The sequence below is a fragment of the Frankia sp. CcWB2 genome, from assembly GCF_977927585.1.
The window spans coordinates 9,248-11,944 of sequence record NZ_CDWRCM010000078.1 but is presented as its reverse complement, the minus strand read 5'-3'; the positions used below and the strand labels follow the sequence as shown (position 1 = coordinate 11,944).

Below are 2,697 nucleotides of genomic sequence, written 5' to 3'. Positions count from 1 at the left end.
GCCGGCAGGACAACGCGCAGGTCGTCCTCGGCGAGGTAACCACCATCGACGTGAACGCAAGGACGGTCACGTCCCAGTTGCTGGGTCGCACGACCGTGCACCACTACGACAGCCTCGTCGTCGCCGCGGGCGCGGGCCAGTCGTACTTCGGCAACGACCATTTCGCCACGCACGCCCCGGGCATGAAGAGCATCGACGACGCGCTCGAGCTGCGCGGCCGGATCTTCGGGATGTTCGAGCTCGCCGAGGCGTCCACCGATCCCGCGGACGTGGAGCGGCTGCTGACCTTCGTCATCGTCGGGGCGGGCCCCACCGGCGTGGAGATGGCCGGACAGATCGCGGAACTCTCGCGCCGGACCCTGCGGCGGGACTTCCGCAGCATCGACCCTGCCAAGGCCCGAGTCATCCTGCTGGACGCCGCACCCGCCGTCCTGCCGCCGTTCGGCGAGCGGCTCGGCGCGAAGGCGGCCGACAAGCTGACCAAAATCGGCGTCGATGTGCAGCTGGGCGCCAAGGTCGTCAATGTCGACGCGACCGGCATCGACGTCGAGGACAGCGACGGCACCCGCCGGCGCATCGACTCGGTCTGCAAGGTCTGGGCCGCCGGCGTTGCCGCGAGCCCGCTGGGCCGGCAGCTCGCCGAGCAGACCGGTGCGGGGCTCGACCGCGCCGGCCGCATCGAGGTGCTGCCCGACCTCACCCTGCCGGGCCATCCGGAGGTGTTCGTCATCGGGGACATGGCGAGCATCAACCGGCTGCCCGGCGTGGCGCAGGTCGCGATCCAGGGCGGCCGGCACGCCGCCAAGGAGATCCAGGCCTGGGTCGCCGGCAAGCAGACGGGCCGACCGTTCGAATACCATGACAAGGGCAGCATGGCTACCATCTCGCGGTTCAGCGCGGTGGCGAGCATCGGCAAGGTGCAGTTCAGTGGCTTCTTCGCCTGGCTCGTCTGGCTGGCCGTACACCTCGTCTATATCATCGGGTTCAAGCACCGGCTGACCACTCTGCTTCACTGGACGGTGAGCTTCATCGGCCGGGGCCGGTCGGAACGTACCGTCACCGAGCAGCAGATCTTCGCTCGGGTCGCGGTCCAACGCCTCGGAACGGACTTCGCACCGTCCCTGCCCCCGCACGCGAGTCAGGAGGCGCCGTCCTGGACGGGGGCCCGGACGATCGTGCCGATGCAGCCACAGGCCAAGGACGAGGACAGCCGGCAACCGTCCCGGGTCTAGCGCGTAGCGCGGATCCGGCCTCCGTCCCGATCGATCGGCCGGAGCACGCACCGTCCGCCCGCAGGCATCCGCCGGGGCGGACGGTTGCCGCGTCGAGGTACCGCCGGGCCAGGTACTGCCGCGTCGAGGTACCGCCCGGGTCCGCCACCGCGGGAACCGGCCTTCCACGTGGTTCGCACCACGCTCGCACGTTCCTCACATCTCGCTGTCGCATCGTGGGCTCCGACCGCGTGCCACCGTGGCGCGCGGCGCCCGGCCGGTCGTCGCCGCTCAGGGCCGACGACCGGTTCGCGGCGTGGTGACGCGACACGGAAGGACGACACAGATGCGCAGCTTCCTGACCGGACGATGGGGTGCGGGGGTCGCCGCAGCGGGTCTGCTCGGGCTCGGATTGGGGGTCGGGCTCGGGTTCGGCGGGACAGCCGCGTCCGCCACCCCGGACCGGACCGCCAGCGCAGCAGCCGCCCCGGCCGACCACGCGTTCCTGGGCGACCATCCGCGACTCGCCGAGGCCCGGCTGCGTTCCCACGACGGGCTGCGTCCCCATGGCGGCCTCTGGGCCGGCGGCGGCGTGCACGGTGAGGCAACGGTCAAAACCGACAAGGGCTTCCAGGTAGTGGCGGGGCAGCGCGGGAAGGTGACCGCGGTGAGCCCCACCTCCCTGACGGTCACCAGTGAGGACGGCTACGTCGGCACCTATGTGATCAACGCCGATACCCGGTTCCGGATCGACGGGGACACCGCGAAGGTCTCCGACCTCCACCCGGGGGCGACGGTCCGGGTGGGCGCAACGGTCAAGGACGGCACCCGCACGGCGGTGGTCGTCGCCCAGCCCAAGGACTGACCCACCGCCGAGGGCCTATCCCGGCACCGAAGATCACCTGGGGGACGCCTGTCAGCGTGACGGCGGCGTCCCCCTCCCTCCGCCATCCGGCTCGTCCGGAGGAAGCTCCGGACAGCCCTCGCGTTCGAGGTCCGCGGCGCGGACCATGCGACACCGCGGGCACAGTGCCCCCGGCCGCATCATCGTCTTCAGCCCCTGGCGGGGACGCCGTCCCCGATGTTCCGGACACCGCAGGTACAAGAAGTCGGCCTGAACGGGCATCGAGTTCTTCATGGCAGGGGAACCTTTCCGGTTCCGCCGCATTCCCGACACTTGATATTGGCGTCACCGTCGAAAAGACCGTCCTCGTCCACTTCCGCCTGCGGACGCGTCTGATACTGCGTGCCGTTGCAGGACGAGCAGGTCATCAGGCCCAGGCTGAGCCGCTCGTCTGGCGGCCGAAAATACCGACTGGATCTTTTTCGTTGCCTCACCACGCGATCAAAGGTGCACGCTCCATCACAGCCTGTCCAGACGCATCCACCACCAGGGCGTCATCCGGGAGACAGGCGCACCGTACTCATCCCATCCATCACTCGTCCGGCTACTTTGCCTACATTTCGGCACCCGGGCCGGCGCCAT

The 2,697-nt window shown here is 69.9% G+C and carries 2 protein-coding genes; both read left to right on the top strand.

What is annotated here, in order from left to right; genetic code table 11:
• Positions 1-1,232: NAD(P)/FAD-dependent oxidoreductase (locus tag ACY45C_RS10475; RefSeq protein ID WP_462187430.1), on the top strand; the 1,232-nt coding region annotated here is incomplete at its 5' end.
• Positions 1,233-1,557: 325 nt separating this feature from the next.
• Complete coding sequence (locus ACY45C_RS10470) at positions 1,558-2,076, top strand: hypothetical protein (protein ID WP_462187429.1); 519 nt, start codon at positions 1,558-1,560, stop codon at positions 2,074-2,076.
• The last annotated feature ends 621 nt before the right edge of the window (positions 2,077-2,697 follow it).